The sequence below is a fragment of the Thermobacillus sp. genome, from assembly GCF_003390775.1.
In the GTDB taxonomy this organism is placed as follows: Bacteria; Bacillota; Bacilli; order Paenibacillales; family Paenibacillaceae; genus Thermobacillus; species Thermobacillus xylanilyticus.
Genome location: NZ_QEWA01000035.1, coordinates 30417 through 44760, shown reverse-complemented (window position 1 = coordinate 44760; position 14344 = coordinate 30417). Strand labels below are relative to the sequence as shown.

Sequence of the window (14344 nt, the reverse complement as noted above, 5' to 3'; positions counted from 1 at the left end):
TCAATCTACACCAACACACGACATGGAGTGGGAAGAAATTGGAATATCTCAGAAACGGATGTCACAAAATCGCAGCAGCAATCGTCGCAGCAAGTCTCATGTTCGCCGCGTCGGCCACGGCCCTTCAGGCCGGACCGAAACAATTCGCCTATCTGGATGAGGATACCGGCAGGACGTTCGTCCCGCTGCGGCTGATGGGCGAATACGCCGGAGCGGCTGTCGACTGGCAGCCGGAGGCGGAGCGGATCGTCCTCCGCAGGGAAGGCAAGGAGATCGTGCTGCATCTCGGCTGGTCCGAAGCCGGTATCGGCAGCGAGGCCATGCCGCTTGACGCGCCGCCGTTCGCGCTGGACGGCGCAACTTACGTCCCGCTGCGGTTCGTCGGCACCGCCCTGGGGCTGTCGGTCGAATGGCAGAAGGAGATCAATGCGGTGCGCATTGCGCAGCAGGACGGAGATGTCCGGCTTCCGGTCGTGCCGCTCGGCTCGATCCGGACGGACAAATCGCCGATCGTCCATGAATCACGCACGTTCAAGGTGGGCGGCAAGTCGTTCAAGGCGCAGATCATCACGATCTCGCTCATGGACCCGCGCGTCGAGCTCGATGTCGTGCCGGCCGGCGGCAAGATCGGCCGGACGGAAGCGCTGAGCAGCATCGCCGAACGGCACGGTGCAATGGTCGCGATCAACGGCGCGTTCTTCGACGCTTATACGGAATCGGACATCAAAATGCCGTACGGATGGATCATGAACGACGGCGAAGTGCTGAACCGGGGCACCGGTGAAGTCCGCGCCACGTTCATCTATGACAAGAACAACCTGGCGGAAGTGGCGGATGGCGGCGATATGCCCGAGCTCATCCGGGAAGGAAACATCGATGGCGCGATCCAGGCGGGACCGCGGCTGGTGAGGGACGGCAAAGTGACTCTGGACGTCGAGGGCGAACGCTTCCGGGACCCGAAGATTCTGACCAGCAGCGGAGCGCGAAGCGCCCTCGGCATTACCCGCGACCACAAGCTGATGCTGGTCACGGTCCCGGCGGCGACGATCCCGCAGCTCGCGGAGATCATGCGCCAGGCGGGCGCCTGGCAGGCGATGAACCTCGACGGCGGCGCATCGAGCGGTCTGTACTACAACGGGAAATATGTGACGACGCCGGGCCGGCTGCTCAGCAACGTGCTCATCGTGAAGCTGGAACGCTGACCCGCCGGATGCCGGGCGGCTGCGGCGTCATTCGGGGCGGTCGCGCAGGGCGAACCCCGGTTCCGGTGCGAACGGGCGGAATCCGGCCATCCCTTCGGCGGCGAAGGCGATCGGCCGGCTGCTGCCCGCAAGCAGCACATTGCCGTACGGGCGGCCGGGCGATTCCGGCAGGAAGAAGGCGGCGGTATGGCGGAACGCCTCGGCAAGGGATGCGTGGATGGACGCAATGCGGCGGTCGCCGCGCATCCTGCCGGCCAGATTGAGGAGCACAAGGCCCGGGCTCCGCAACTTGCCGCCGGCCATGCGGAAACATTCGACCGTCGTCAGATGGCGGGGCGTACCGTCCTTCGTGAACGCGTCGATCAGGACGACATCGAGCGAAGCCGGAGGCTCCGCTTCCAGCAGCCTGCGCCCGTCGCCGATGACGACATTGTCCCACGGGTAGCCGAAATATTCCCGGCTCAGCGTAACGACCCGTTCGTCGATCTCGGCGATCGTGAACGCGCCTGCGGGATAACGCGACGGGATCGTGCCGATGCCGTGGCCGATCATGAACGCCCGCCCGAATCCCGGCGCATTCCGCTCCATCAGATGGATGAGCGCCCGGGGGTATTCCAGCACGATCCGGCCGGGATCTTTGAGGTCGATCGCTCCCTGCACCGCTTCGTCGGCAAAGCGGAGGCAGCGGAACCGGCCGGTCCTTCCGAACAAGGCGCCCGTCTCATAGACGGTAATCTCGTTCCAGAGCGTTGTCTCGTATGCGAGCCGGTACATGGCTCATCACAGCAGTTTGCGGATATCCGCTTCGATCTTCTCCGGCTTCACGGTCGGCGCGTACCGTTTGACCACGTTGCCCTTGCGGTCGACGAGAAACTTCGTGAAGTTCCACTTGATGGCTTCCGAGCCGAGAAAACCGGATTTCTGGCGCTTGAGCAGACGGAACAGCGGATGCTGGTTCGGGCCGTTCACGTCGACTTTGGCGAACAGCGGGAACGTGACGCCGAAGTTGAGCGAGCAGGCCGACGCGATCTCGGCGTCATCCCCTGGCTCCTGACCGGCAAATTGGTTGCACGGGAACCCCAGCACGGCAAACCCCTGATCCTTGTACTTCTGATAAAGCTCCTCCAGCCCCGTGAACTGCGGCGCGAATCCGCAGCGGGTGGCGGTGTTGACGATCAGCAGCACCTGTCCTTCGTACTCCGACATGGCAATGTTCCGGCCGTCAATCGTTTTGACCTCGATGGCGTAGATTTCCGACATGCGGCACCATCCTTCCCGGCTTGATTTTGGTATGATTGTAGCTGTCGGGAGATAAGCCGTCAACGCGAGCGGAAAACTGTTACCAAAGTTGTCACAGTTCCCGGACGGAAGGAGCGCCGGCGATGCCGTTCGAATTTCAACCGCACAAGTATCCGGAGCGGCCGGGCTGTTACATCATGCGCGGCGAAGACGGGCGCGTGCTCTACATCGGCAAGTCCGTCAATCTGCGCAGCCGGCTCCGTTCCTATTTCCATCAGCCGCAGAAAAGCCCCCGGTTCCGCGAACTGGTCCGAAACGTGGCCGCCATCGAGATCATCCTTGCAACGAACGAGACGGAAAGCCTGACGCTCGAGAACCATCTGATCAAAATGCACCAGCCGCCCGTCAACCGCGCCCTGAAGCGGGAAGACAGCGGGTTCGGCGAACTGGTGCTGACGAGCGGGCCGCACCCGATGCTGCGGGCCTGCTTTCGCAGCCGCAGAGGCGACCGGCCGGAACCGGATGACGACGGAGCCGTCGTCCGCTTCGGTCCCGCCGGGGAATGGTGCCTGAAGACGCTCGCCGAGTTCCTCAGCGATCGCTTCCGGCTTCGAACATGCGATCCGATGCCGGATGAAGTCTGCTTCCGCTGGCACCTCGGCCGCTGCGGCGGCGTCTGCGCGGGATTGCAGACGGAGGAGGAGTACGCGGGGCAGGCGCGGTATGTTGCGGAGTTGCTCGCAGGAGACGGGAGCGGGCTGGCCGGGCTGCTGCGGGCCGAGATGGAGCGGAGCGCGGATCGGCTCGATTTCGAGCGGGCGGGGGAGCTGCTGCGCCTGATCCGCGCGCTGGAACGCGAGACGGACGCGCAGGTCGTCGACCTGAAGACGCGGCACGATCAGGACGTGCTGTATCTCGGGGAGGACGGGATGCTGATCGCCCGGATCAAGCGCGGCATGCTGTCGGCGATGGAATATCGGGAGGCGGAGCGCATTGGCGGGGTGCCGGACGATCGGGCCATCATTGAATATTACGGCTCTTCGGGGGCTCACGTACCGGACGAGCTGATCGTCAACCGGATCGGAGACGTCCGGGGGACGGCGGAGCAGCTTCGGCGATTGAAGGGAGCTTCCGTACGCATCACGGTGCCGAAGCGCGGCACGAAACGCGCGCTTCTGGAGCTGTGCGAACTGAATTACGCGTATCGGCGCGAGGCGGCCGCATCGTGTGGCGGGATATGGGTGTAGGCTCGCTTGCGGGGCGGGATTGGTTAACGGAACGCTGCTCCGTTAATGGCGGTTTGCATGCGGTGTCGGGTCCGAATAACGGAACGCCGTTCTGTTACAGGAGGGCGCTGGCAATAACGGCAATTCGTGCCGTTATTGCGTGTCCGCACGGGGTGGCTGGCCCGATTAACGGCAAAATGTGCCGTTAGTGGTGGCGCGAGGCCGCCGGTCCAGGGCGAAGGAGGGCGATAACGGCAATTCGTGCCGTTATTGCGTGTCCGCACGGGGTGGCTGGCCCGATTAACGGCAAATTGTGCCGTTAGTGGTGGCGCGAGGCCGCCGGGGCCGGCTGAAGGCGGGCGGTAACGGCATTTCGAGCCGTTAACAGCGGCGTGAAACCACCAGGACCGGTCATAGGTGACCATCGTGACCGGCGGATCATGCAGGTCGAAGCTGCGCCGGCCGCCGGTGTGCAAGGGTGTTCGGTGCCGCTTTCCCCGCGGTGGACGAGGCGCTTCTGCCCGGGCCGGGATTTGCCTGCGCGGAACGCGCCCGCGGACACGTCCAAGCGTATCGCGGCAAAACGGACCACGAGCGGGCGTTCCGGGTGGCGTGTGGCGGATCGACTCTTTTTTTTTTGCAGAAAAAGTTTTGCGTTGCGGCGATTTTTTTCGTATGATGAGAAATTATAGATCGCAACGCGAAGGAGCTGGACAAGCCGATGACTTCCAACACCGGTCACTGCAAGATTGTCGACTGCACGATCCGCGACGGCGGGCTCGTGAACAACTGGGATTTCAGCGTCGAGTTTGTGCAAGATCTGTACCGCTGGCTGAACGAAGCCGGCGTCGACTATATGGAGATCGGGTACAAGAACTCGCCGAAACTGCTCAAAGGCGCCGATTCGGCGGGGCCGTGGCGGTTTCTCGATGACAAGTTCCTGCGCGAAGTCATTCCGCAGAAAGGCGAGACGAAGCTGTCCGCGCTCTGCGACGTCGGCCGCGTGGACGAGAATGACATTCTGCCACGCGAAGAAAGCCTGCTCGACCTGATCCGTGTCGCCTGCTACATCCAGGATGTGGACAAGGCGCTCCGGCTCGTCGAGCTGTTCCGCCAGCGGGGCTACGAGACGACGCTGAACATCATGGCGCTCTCGAACGTCATGGAGAACCAGTTGATCGAAGCGTTCAAGGCGATCGCGGACAGCCCGGTCGACATCGTGTACATCGTCGATTCGTACGGCAGCCTGCTGCCCGACGACGTGAGTTACCTGGTCGACCAGTTCCAGAAATATTTGCCGAACAAGCGGCTCGGCGCTCATATGCACAACAACCTGCAGCTGGCGTTCGCGAATACGCTGCTTGCGGCCGGCAAAGGCGTGGAGCTGCTGGACGCGTCCGTGTACGGCATGGGCCGCGCCGCGGGCAACTGCCCGACCGAGCTGCTCGTCGCGAAGCTGAAAAACCCGAAATACGAAGTGCGTCCGGTGCTCCAGATGATCGAGAAACATATGATCCCGCTCCGGGAAAAAGAAGAGTGGGGCTACATCATTCCGTACATGATCACGGGACTGCTCGACGAACATCCGCGTTCGGCGATGGCGCTGCGCAATTCGCCGGACAAGGACAAGGCGGTCGATTTCTACGACAGACTGACGACGCCGGAGACGGTGCGCAGCTAAGGCTTCGCATCGGGCTGCAATCCGGCATCGGGGGAGGGAATCGGCATGAGCTTGAGAGCGAAGGCGGAAGAATGGATGCGGCAGCTCGAAGCGCGCAGGCCGCTGCTGCCGCTTGCGCCCGAAGGTCCGGCGGACCGGGCGATCGACGAGGCGATCGGCAAGCTGCAGGCGGAAGCCGGCGGCGACCCGGACGCGCTCGCGGTCGTCTCGGGCCTGCTGCTGTGGAACGGCAATCTCGACCGGTCGCACACGATCTCCCAGGGAATCGAGAATCCGACGGGCAGTTACTGGCACGGCATCATGCACCGGATGGAGGGCGACTACTGGAACTCGAAATATTGGTTCCGCCGCGTCGGCCGCCATCCGGCCATGAGCCGGCTGCATGACGCGGCACGGGATCTGCTGGCTTCGTTCCGCCCGGGCGCAGGCGCGCCGGAAGCGGATCGGTTGATCGGCAAGCTGGCGACCGCGGGCGAGTGGGATCCGTTCCGGTTCGTCGACGCCGTGGAGGCGCAGGTTCAGGGACGGGGCAGCGACGACGCCCGCGCCTTGCTGGAGGAGCTGCAGCATCTGGAAATGTCGGTGTTGCTGAATTATTGCCTGGAGCGCGTCTGAACCGGGCGGCTTTGCGGGAGGTTTTCCCGCGAAGCCGCCTTTGTTTTTGGCGGACTGCAACCTTTTTCCAGCCGGCGCGTCTAGAGATTAAAAAAAATTTCATGGGGGTCTGCGTATGCCGGGAAAAAGACGCATGCGCCCGGTCTGGACGGCCGGTGTGCACCGATTGCTGCTGGCGGTGGTTTTGCTCTTGGTCGTTATTCTGGCGGGTTGTTCGGGAGCGGGAAGGAACGATGCGGCCGATGGAAGCGCTTCAGGCGAATCCCGCCCGGCGTCGGATGCGGCTTCTTCCGGAGGTACCCCTCGCGCCGATTCGGCCGACCGGCCGGCGGAAGGCGAGGCGGGGGGAAGGACATCCCGGATCGCCGGGAATCCGCAGGCGGCGCCGGGTCAGCTCACGGCCGGCGAATGGCGCGACGTTGAACGGTGGGAGGACTGGCAGAATCTGCTCCGGAGCCGTGAAGGTACGGACAACCGGCGTTACTGGGCGTATTACCGGTTCGACCGGCTTGTCGTCCGGGCCGAGGCGGGCGGGCAGCCGGTCGTCGACGCCGATGTCATCGTGAAAGACGCGGACGGCCGGCTCGTCTGGCGGACGAAGACGGACATGGACGGGTACGCCTATGCGTATGCCCGGATGTTCGAGCGGGACTACCCGGGCGTGAACATGCCCGAACCGGCAGAAGACCAGGGTTCGATGCCGACGCGCGATCGGGGACAGTACGAGGAAGGCGTGAGCCGTGCGCAGCCCGGCTACGACGTGGAGGTGCGCGCGGGCGGCGAGTCGAAAATTTTCAGCCATGTGCCGATTCCGCGCGAAGAGCCGCTCGTCGTCACGTTCGAACAGCGGCCCGAGCCGTCGGACGCAGTCGATCTCATGTTCGTCGTGGACACGACGGGATCGATGCAGGACGAGATTGATTTTCTGCGGGAAGAGCTCAAGGATGTCATCAACCGCGCGCGGAAGGGCGCCGGGCAGCTTGATATCGAAGTGAGCGTCAATTTCTATCGGGACCGTTACGACGATTACGTCATCAAGCCGTACCCGTTCACGGCCGACATCGACGAAGCGGTGAGACGCATTGCGAAGGAGAAGGCCGAGGGCGGCGGCGACTATCCGGAAGCGGTCGAGCAGGCGCTGACGAACGCGGTCAGCGGGCATGAATGGCGGCGGTCGGCGCGGACGCGCCTGCTGTTCCTCGTGGGCGACGCGCCGCCCCGGAACGAGCCGCAGATCGTGGACGAACTGCACGAGACGACGCTGGAAGCGGCAAAGCTCGGTATCCGGATCGTGCCGGTGGCTTCGAGCGGCGTCGACGTGAACACGGAGTATCTGATGCGTTTTCTGGCGGCGGCGACCGGCGGCACCTACGTTTTCCTGACCGACCACAGCGGCATCGGCAACGACCATCTGGAAGCGGCGGTCGGCGAGTTCGAGGTGCGTCCGCTCAACGATCTGCTGGTCGAGATCATCCGGCGCTACGCCGGCCTGCCGGAGGAGAACGGGTGAGCGGTGAGGTGCATGTGGTGCTGGCGTGAGCTGCGGCGAGCGAGGCCGCATGAGGTGCAGGTGGTGCAGGGTGTAAGCTGCATGCGGAGCGGGATGCGTGTGTTGCATGCTGTGCGGGATGCGTAGTCATCCGAGGCGCGTAGGTGCGGGTGTTGTGTATCAGCGTTGGGCGCTTGCGGTGCACATTCTGCGGCGGGTATGGGGGGGCATGTGGCGCAGGACGCGTAACTCATGTGACGGAAGTGCGGCTGTTGATGCACCGGGAGGAGTCGGCCCCTGGGCGTCGGAACGGGTCCCGGGACTGTTCGCGGAAGTGCGTGTGAGCACCGGAGAGCTGTCTCGGGCGGGGTAACGAAATGGGGAATCTTTATTTGTGAAAAAGGCGGGCGTTTTGGAATGCTAACGAAACCAGGGCGCGTTATTCGGATGAAAACGAGTCAAACTCCGCCCGCGTGAGGCAGATAAGAATACCTGGTTTCGTTAAGGATGCAAAAGAGGCCATGGATGGCGAAATAACCACCATGACTTTACAGTCATCACTATGAATGAAAATGGATCCGCCAGACGATCCCATCATCCTTCTTGCAAACCGACGATATATAGAGGACCGGTCAAAAGACGGTAAACGTATTGGTGCTCCCGTGAAATAACCCGTCTTCTATTGCAGCTCCGAGAATCGCCTATTGTCCTGAGGCTGAAATTCGCACTTTCGGCACAACCACTCGCGAAATCCTGGAGTTGCAGGATTGGCTTATGGAACGGGAGTGCCGGGGAGTCGCGATGGAAAGCACCGGCGTCTTGTTGATCCCCCCCCCTATGAAAAAGAGGTGAATTTGGTCGACACCATTCCCGGGATTGATCGTTCAGCAGCGATCATCCTTCTGGCGGAGATCACTCCCCGTGACGGAATATTTTTCATCCGATGCGAAACTGGCTTCGTGGGCGGGAGTAGCTCCCGGAAACAACGAAAGTGCAGGCGTAAAAAAGACCGCGCGGTCTCTCCATGGGAACAAATACGTCAAAGGCATTTGGTGTCAATGCGCATGGGCCAATTGCAGAAGCCCAAATCGAATCGGCGCACATTTCCGACGCATACGGAAACGACGAGGAGAACCAAAAGCGTCGGTTGCCACCGCCCATCTCATGATCAGGATCGTCTATGCCATTCTGAGAGACCGCGTAGAATACCGGCATATCGAGCAAACCATGTTCGAAGACTCCGCCGCAAAAATGGCGGAACGATTGACCTATCAACTGAAACAGTTAGAGTTTGAAGTGGAGTTAAAACCAACTGGGACAGGGTCCATTTAAAAAAATCGAACGTGATTTCTTGGTGCGGTGGGGCTTTTTTTGCCTTCTTTCGATTCGCATTTTCGTATAAACGGTAGGTGGTTTCGTTGGGGGCGCGTGTCCCTCTCGTTGAAGCCGGCATGACGCGAATCGCGCGGTTGTGCCGGTTTTTTTATAAGCGGGATGGCCGTGGCGGGGGGTGCAGCGCAGGTCATATGGACAGAAAATCGAAAATAGCCGAAACTGTAAAGTGGAAGTTGCAACATGCAAGACGGAGAGAGACAAAAAGCGGGGAGGAAAGCATGATGCGATGGGTGCCCGCGGGCGACCGGGCGGCCGTGGCCGAATGGGACGGCGGTGAAGCGGACGCGGAAATCCGTCCGGCGGCATGCGCGGTCCGGATCGAGGCGGCGCGGCTGCCGTGGGTCGTCGACGTCGTTCCCGCCTACGATACGGTGACGGTGATCTACGACCCCGTGGCCGCCGCGGCGCAAGCGCCGGTCGCGGGCGGCGAGCCGGCGGTATGGCCGTTCGTGGAATCGGCGCTTCGGCGCATTCTGGAGAGCGGCGAAGCGGGCGCGGAGGTGATGCCGCGCGTGGTCGAGATCCCGGTGCGCTACGGCGGCGCGGACGGCCCCGATCTGCAAGCGTGCGCGGAGCGGGCCGGGCTGGACCCGGACGCGTTCATCGCGGCGCACGCGTCGGCGCGCTACACGGTCGCGATGATCGGATTCATGCCGGGATTCCCGTATTTGAGCGGGCTGCCGGAGCGGCTGGCGCAGCCGCGCCTGGCCGTGCCGCGGCGCCGGGTTCCGGCCGGATCGGTCGGCATCGCGGGCGGGCAGACCGGCGTGTACCCGTTCGATTCGCCGGGCGGGTGGCAGATCATCGGCCGCACCGATCTCAAGCTGTTCGATCCGCATGCTGCCGAGCCGTCCCTGCTCCGCGCCGGCGATATCGTCCTGTTCGTGCCCGTTGCGGACGGCGGTGCGCCGGATGCGGACGCCCGAAAGGAGGGGTGCCGATGGGGCTCATCGTCCGAGCGCCCGGACTGCTGACGACGGTGCAGGACGGCGGAAGAGCAGGGTACCGCGCGATCGGCGTCACCGCGGGCGGTGCGATGGACGAGGTCGCGTTCCGTACGGCGAACCTGCTCGTCGGCAATCCCGAAGGGGCGGCCGGATTGGAGATGACGCTGGGTGGCGCCGAACTGGAAGCGGCGGATGATCTGCTCATCGCGGTGACGGGCGCCGAGATGCCGCCGGCCGCGGACGGGGGCCGGCTTCCCTTGCGGCGCCCGGTGTGGGTGCGGCGCGGGACGGTGATCCGGTTCGGCCGCGCCGCACGGGGCTGCCGCGCGTACGTCGCGGTCGCCGGCGGCATCGACATGCCGCCGGTGCTTGGCGGGCGCGGCACCGACGTCCGCGCCGGCTTCGGCGGCGCGGACGGCCGGCCCCTCCGGGCCGGCGATGCGCTGCCCGCGGGCGCGCCCTCGGCGTGGGCGGCCGCCTGGGCAGCGGCGCTGGCGGCGGAGGCCGCCGCAGCCGGGCGCGCGTGGGCTGCGCCCGGTTGGTGCGCGCTGCCGGAAGGCTTCGCCGGAGGCGGCAGCGCGCGGGATGCGGCGGACGGCGTCGTGCTGCGCGCCGTGCCGTCCGCCGGCCCGGAAGCGTTCACGGCGGAAGCCCGTGAACGCTTCTTCCGGGAGCCGTACACGGCGGCTCCCGATTCGGACCGGATGGGCGTGCGGCTCACGGGGCCGCCGCTGGAACTTGCGGTCCGCACGGAGATGCGCTCGCGCGGCGTGCTGCCCGGCGCCGTGCAGGTGCCGGCCGGCGGGCAGCCGATCGTGCTCGGCGCCGACTGCCAGACGACCGGCGGCTACCCGGTCATCGCCCATGTGGCAGCCGTCGACCTGCCGCTGCTCGCGCAGCTCCGCCCCGGCGACCGGGTGCGGTTCCGCCCGATCGGGGTGGACGAGGCGCACCGCCTGCTGCTCAGGCGGGAGGCGGAGCTGCGCCTGCTCGCCGCCGGCATTCGCTGCCGGCTTCCGAATCGTTGAACCATGCGGGAGGCGAATCATTGACCATGTCGAATGCCAGAACCATCGATCTGAACGGTGATGTCGGCGAAGGCTTCGGCCCCTATGCGATCGGCCGGGACCACGAGCTGATTCCACTCCTTTCGTCGGCGAACATCGCCTGCGGTTTTCACGCCGGTGACCCGCGCACGATGCGCGAGACGGTCGAGCGGTGCATCGAAGCCGGCGTCGCCGTCGGCGCCCATCCCGGTCTGCCGGACCGGGCCGGCTTCGGCCGACGGGCGATGGCGCTCACCGCGGAGGAAGCGGCCGACGACCTGCTCTACCAGCTCGGCGCGCTCGACGCCTTCGTGCGGGCCGCGGGCGGCCGCATCCGCCATGTGAAGCTGCACGGCGCGCTGTATCATATGGCGGACCGGTCGGAAGCGCTGGCCGAAGCGGTTGCACGGGCCGTCCGGAGGTTCGACCCGGCGATCGGCCTGTTCGTGCCGCCGGGCGGGCTGCTTGAGCGGGCGGCCGAGGCGGCCGGCCTGAAGACGGCGGCCGAAGCGTTCGCCGACCGGCGCTACGGCGCGGACGGCAGCCTGCTGCCGCGCGGCTCCGCCGGCGCGGTGCTGGAGCAGCCGGAAGAAGCGGCGGCGCAGGCGCTCGACATCGCGTCCCGCGGCGTCGTGCGGACGGCGGAAGGCGGGACGGCAGCGGTCCGCGCCGGCACCCTCTGCATTCACGGCGACAGTCCCGGCGCCCCGGAGATCGCGGCCGCGGTGAGGCGCGCGCTCGAGCGGGAAGGATGGCGGATCGCTTCCCCGTTCGTGCCCTGAAGAAGCGGGACGGCCGCGCCGGGTCGGATGAAGTCGGAATAATAACTTCCAAAACATGAAAAATATGCATTTCCGGCAGGAATCTGCAGATTGCGCGTGGAAATGGTTAGCAAGTTGCGAAAACACACGAATGAGTCCGAAATGTAGTTGATACGGGCACGGGGGTCGGAGCAATGTCGGTGAACAAGGCGGAGAAGCAGACCGTTTTGGTAATCGGCCTGGTGTTGATGTCGTTTGCAGCCATGCGATTGTTCCATGACATCATCCATCGATGGACGGAAATGCTGGATTTGCTGCTTGTCGCGACATTGCTTGGCTATGCGATCGTGGCTTTCTGTTTTGCGATGGTGCTGCTCGGCTGGGCGTTTTTCGTCCGGCAACTTACCCGAATCCGGCTGCATACGGCCAGCCTGTTCACCGTCGTCGGCATTCTGGAGCTGGCGCATGCGCTGACCTTCTTCGGCCAGCCGTTCTACCGCGATGCCGGCGACACGTCGCTCACGATGGTGTACGGCGCGGCGGCGCAGGTGATCGGCGCGGCCGGCCTGCTCCTCCTGCTCAGCCAGGCGGACGGGAAGGCGCACGGCGGCGAACGGCGGCGGTTGCTCTGGCTGGCACCCCTGTGCGGCATTGCCGTTGCGGCGATCGTGGCGGCGGCTGCGTTTTTCCGCGAGGGCGCGCTGCTTGCGGGGCAGGCGCTGGATATTTTGCGCGTCGCGGCCATCGTGATCATCCTGGGCGGCTATGCGGCTGCCGGGTCGATAATTCTGTACCGGAACCGGAGCACCCGTCCGCAGGCGCTGCTGAAAATCGTGCAAGCATTGTGCCTGCTCTGGTTCGCCAACCTGCAGGTGCTGTTCGTCGACGAACTGCTGGACGCGGACATGCTGCTGGCGCAGATGTTCAAGGCGGGCGGCTATTTTTTCCTGATGCAGGGGATTTACCTGGTGACGATCGAAGGCCCGATGCGCCAGCAGAAGCGGGCGGAAGCCCAGATCCAGTATCTGGCGTACCATGACGAGCTGACCGGACTCGGCAACCGGCGGCTGCTGACCGAGCGGCTGGAGGCGGAACTGAACCGCGCGGAGCGGTCCCGCACCCGGCTCGCCGTCCTGCTGCTGGACATGGACCGGTTCAAAACGATCAACGACACGCTCGGCCATTCCTGCGGGGACCAGCTGCTCATCGCCGCGGCGGAACGGCTGAAGCAGGCGGTTGCACCCTTGCCGCATGTCTATCGGATGGGCGGCGACGAGTTTACGGTATTGCTGCCCGGACTGACGAGAGTCGAAGAAGCGGAAGAGATGGCGGCCCGGCTGCTGAAGGCGTTCGAGACGCCGCTGTCGTTCGACGGCACCGGATACCACATCACGGTCAGCATCGGCATCGCGGTCGGGCCGGAGTTCGGGAATACGCCGGAGCTGCTGCTCAAGCATGCGGATGCGGCGCTGTACAGCGCGAAAGCAGAGCGGAACGCCTATCGGATCTATACTCCCCGGATGAGCGACCAGGCGCATGAACGGCTCAAGCTGGAGAACGATATGCGGCGGGCGCTCGAGGAGAACCAGTTTTATCTGGTCTACCAGCCGCTCGTCGACCTGCATTCCGGTAACGTTACCGGCGTCGAGGCGCTGCTTCGCTGGGAGCATCCGGAGCGCGGCGTCATTCCGCCCAATCTGTTCATTCCGATCGCGGAGGAGACAGGGCTCATCAACGAAATCGGCGAATGGGTCATCCGCACGGCCTGCTTCCAGAACAAAGCGTGGCAGGACGCCGGTCTGCCGCCGTTCATCGTGTCCGTCAATCTGTCCATGCGCCAGTTCCATCAGCACGATTTTGCCGACCGCATCCGCGCGATTGTGGAAGAGACCGGCCTCGAACCGCACTGGGTCGGCCTGGAGATCACCGAGAGCATGATGGCCGATGTTGAATTTGCCTACGAGACGCTGCGCAAATTGAAGGAAGTCGGGGTACAGATCAGCCTGGACGATTTCGGAACCGGTTACAGCTCGCTCAGCTATCTGAAGCGCTATCCGATCGACAAGCTGAAGATCGACCGCTCCTTCGTCGCGGATCTGGAGCGCAACGGGAACGATGCGGCGATCGTGTCGACGATTGCCGCGATGGCCCGCCACCTGAACATGCGCGTGACGGCCGAAGGGGTGGAGAGCGAGGAACAGCTTCGCTTCCTGCGCGCGGAATTATGCGAGGAAGCGCAGGGCTTCTACTATACCCGCCCGGTCACCGCCGACGCGTTCGTCAAATGGTACCACGAGCACCGGCAAGTCCAGGAGGCTTGCAGCGAACGATGATCCGCGCCGTGAATGTGTTCGTCTACGGCTCCCTGCTGCCCGGAGAGTTCAACCGCGGCATCGCGGCCCCCTGGGTGCTGGATGCGCGGCCGGGCGAGGTGCGCGGCAGGCTCGTCGATTGCGGCGCCTGGCCCGCGCTGGTGCGGGGCGAAGGCGCGATGGCGGGCCGCGTGCGGGGAATGTGGCTGACGGTCAGGCCCGAGGCGCTGGCGAAGCTGGATGAGCTGGAAGACTTCATCGGCTCGGAATCGCCGAACGAGTACGAGCGGATCTGGGTCCGCGACGCATCCGGACAGCCGCTGGAGGGATGGGCGTACGTCTGGCCGGATGCCCGGGGATTGCCGTACATGACCGGGACGTATTGGCCCGATCGAAGGAAAAAGCGTTAACGGCCGCCATGCCCGCAAGGC

13 protein-coding genes are annotated in these 14344 nt (G+C 64.4%); 11 read left to right on the top strand and 2 right to left on the bottom strand.

Going from position 1 to position 14344, the window contains the following annotated elements; translation table 11 throughout:
* Nucleotides 1-38: 38 nt before the first annotated feature.
* Nucleotides 39-1202: a phosphodiester glycosidase family protein gene (locus C6W55_RS08030; protein ID WP_015253972.1), complete on the top strand. Its 1164-nt coding sequence runs from the start codon at nucleotides 39-41 to the stop codon at nucleotides 1200-1202.
* A gap of 27 nt (nucleotides 1203-1229) precedes the next feature.
* On the opposite strand, the gene C6W55_RS08025 is transcribed toward C6W55_RS08030, so the two are convergent.
* Nucleotides 1230-1976, bottom strand: coding sequence for a spermidine synthase (locus tag C6W55_RS08025; RefSeq protein ID WP_015253973.1), 747 nt, complete (start codon nucleotides 1974-1976; stop codon nucleotides 1230-1232).
* 6 nt (nucleotides 1977-1982) lie between these two features.
* Nucleotides 1983-2462, bottom strand: coding sequence for a glutathione peroxidase (locus tag C6W55_RS08020; RefSeq protein ID WP_286892279.1), 480 nt, complete (start codon nucleotides 2460-2462; stop codon nucleotides 1983-1985).
* A gap of 122 nt (nucleotides 2463-2584) precedes the next feature.
* On the opposite strand from C6W55_RS08020, the gene C6W55_RS08015 reads away from it, so the two are divergent.
* From C6W55_RS08015 to C6W55_RS07975, 10 genes are all read left to right on the top strand, one after another.
* Entirely contained in the window at nucleotides 2585-3688 is a 1104-nt protein-coding gene (locus C6W55_RS08015; RefSeq protein ID WP_286892278.1) for a GIY-YIG nuclease family protein, read from the top strand.
* 700 nt (nucleotides 3689-4388) lie between these two features.
* Complete coding sequence (locus C6W55_RS08010) at nucleotides 4389-5348, top strand: aldolase catalytic domain-containing protein (RefSeq protein ID WP_286892277.1); 960 nt, start codon at nucleotides 4389-4391, stop codon at nucleotides 5346-5348.
* 45 nt (nucleotides 5349-5393) lie between these two features.
* Nucleotides 5394-5963 (top strand): hypothetical protein, encoded by a 570-nt coding sequence (locus C6W55_RS08005; protein WP_286892276.1) that lies wholly within the window; start codon nucleotides 5394-5396, stop codon nucleotides 5961-5963.
* A 133-nt stretch (nucleotides 5964-6096) separates the two neighbouring features.
* A complete protein-coding gene (locus tag C6W55_RS08000; RefSeq protein ID WP_286892275.1) occupies nucleotides 6097-7473 on the top strand; it encodes a VWA domain-containing protein in 1377 nt (458 codons plus the stop codon).
* Nucleotides 7474-8373: 900 nt separating this feature from the next.
* Nucleotides 8374-8784, top strand: coding sequence for a transposase (locus tag C6W55_RS18085; RefSeq protein WP_353682022.1), 411 nt, complete (start codon nucleotides 8374-8376; stop codon nucleotides 8782-8784).
* A 281-nt stretch (nucleotides 8785-9065) separates the two neighbouring features.
* Nucleotides 9066-9821 carry a 5-oxoprolinase subunit PxpB gene (gene pxpB / locus C6W55_RS07995; RefSeq protein WP_286892273.1) on the top strand — a complete coding sequence of 252 codons (756 nt, stop codon included), beginning with the start codon at nucleotides 9066-9068 and terminating at the stop codon, nucleotides 9819-9821.
* Nucleotides 9788-10822 carry a 5-oxoprolinase subunit C family protein gene (locus C6W55_RS07990; protein WP_286892272.1) on the top strand — a complete coding sequence of 345 codons (1035 nt, stop codon included), beginning with the start codon at nucleotides 9788-9790 and terminating at the stop codon, nucleotides 10820-10822. The genes pxpB and C6W55_RS07990 overlap by 34 nt, the downstream gene beginning before the upstream one ends.
* A gap of 26 nt (nucleotides 10823-10848) precedes the next feature.
* Nucleotides 10849-11622, top strand: a complete 774-nt coding sequence (locus C6W55_RS07985; protein WP_286892271.1) for a LamB/YcsF family protein — start codon at nucleotides 10849-10851, stop codon at nucleotides 11620-11622.
* Between the two features lie 173 nt (nucleotides 11623-11795).
* A complete protein-coding gene (locus C6W55_RS07980) occupies nucleotides 11796-13934 on the top strand; it encodes a putative bifunctional diguanylate cyclase/phosphodiesterase (RefSeq protein WP_286892269.1) in 2139 nt (712 codons plus the stop codon).
* Nucleotides 13931-14323, top strand: a complete 393-nt coding sequence (locus C6W55_RS07975; protein ID WP_286892267.1) for a gamma-glutamylcyclotransferase family protein — start codon at nucleotides 13931-13933, stop codon at nucleotides 14321-14323. Before C6W55_RS07980 ends, C6W55_RS07975 begins: the two co-directional genes overlap by 4 nt.
* Nucleotides 14324-14344 lie beyond the last annotated feature (21 nt).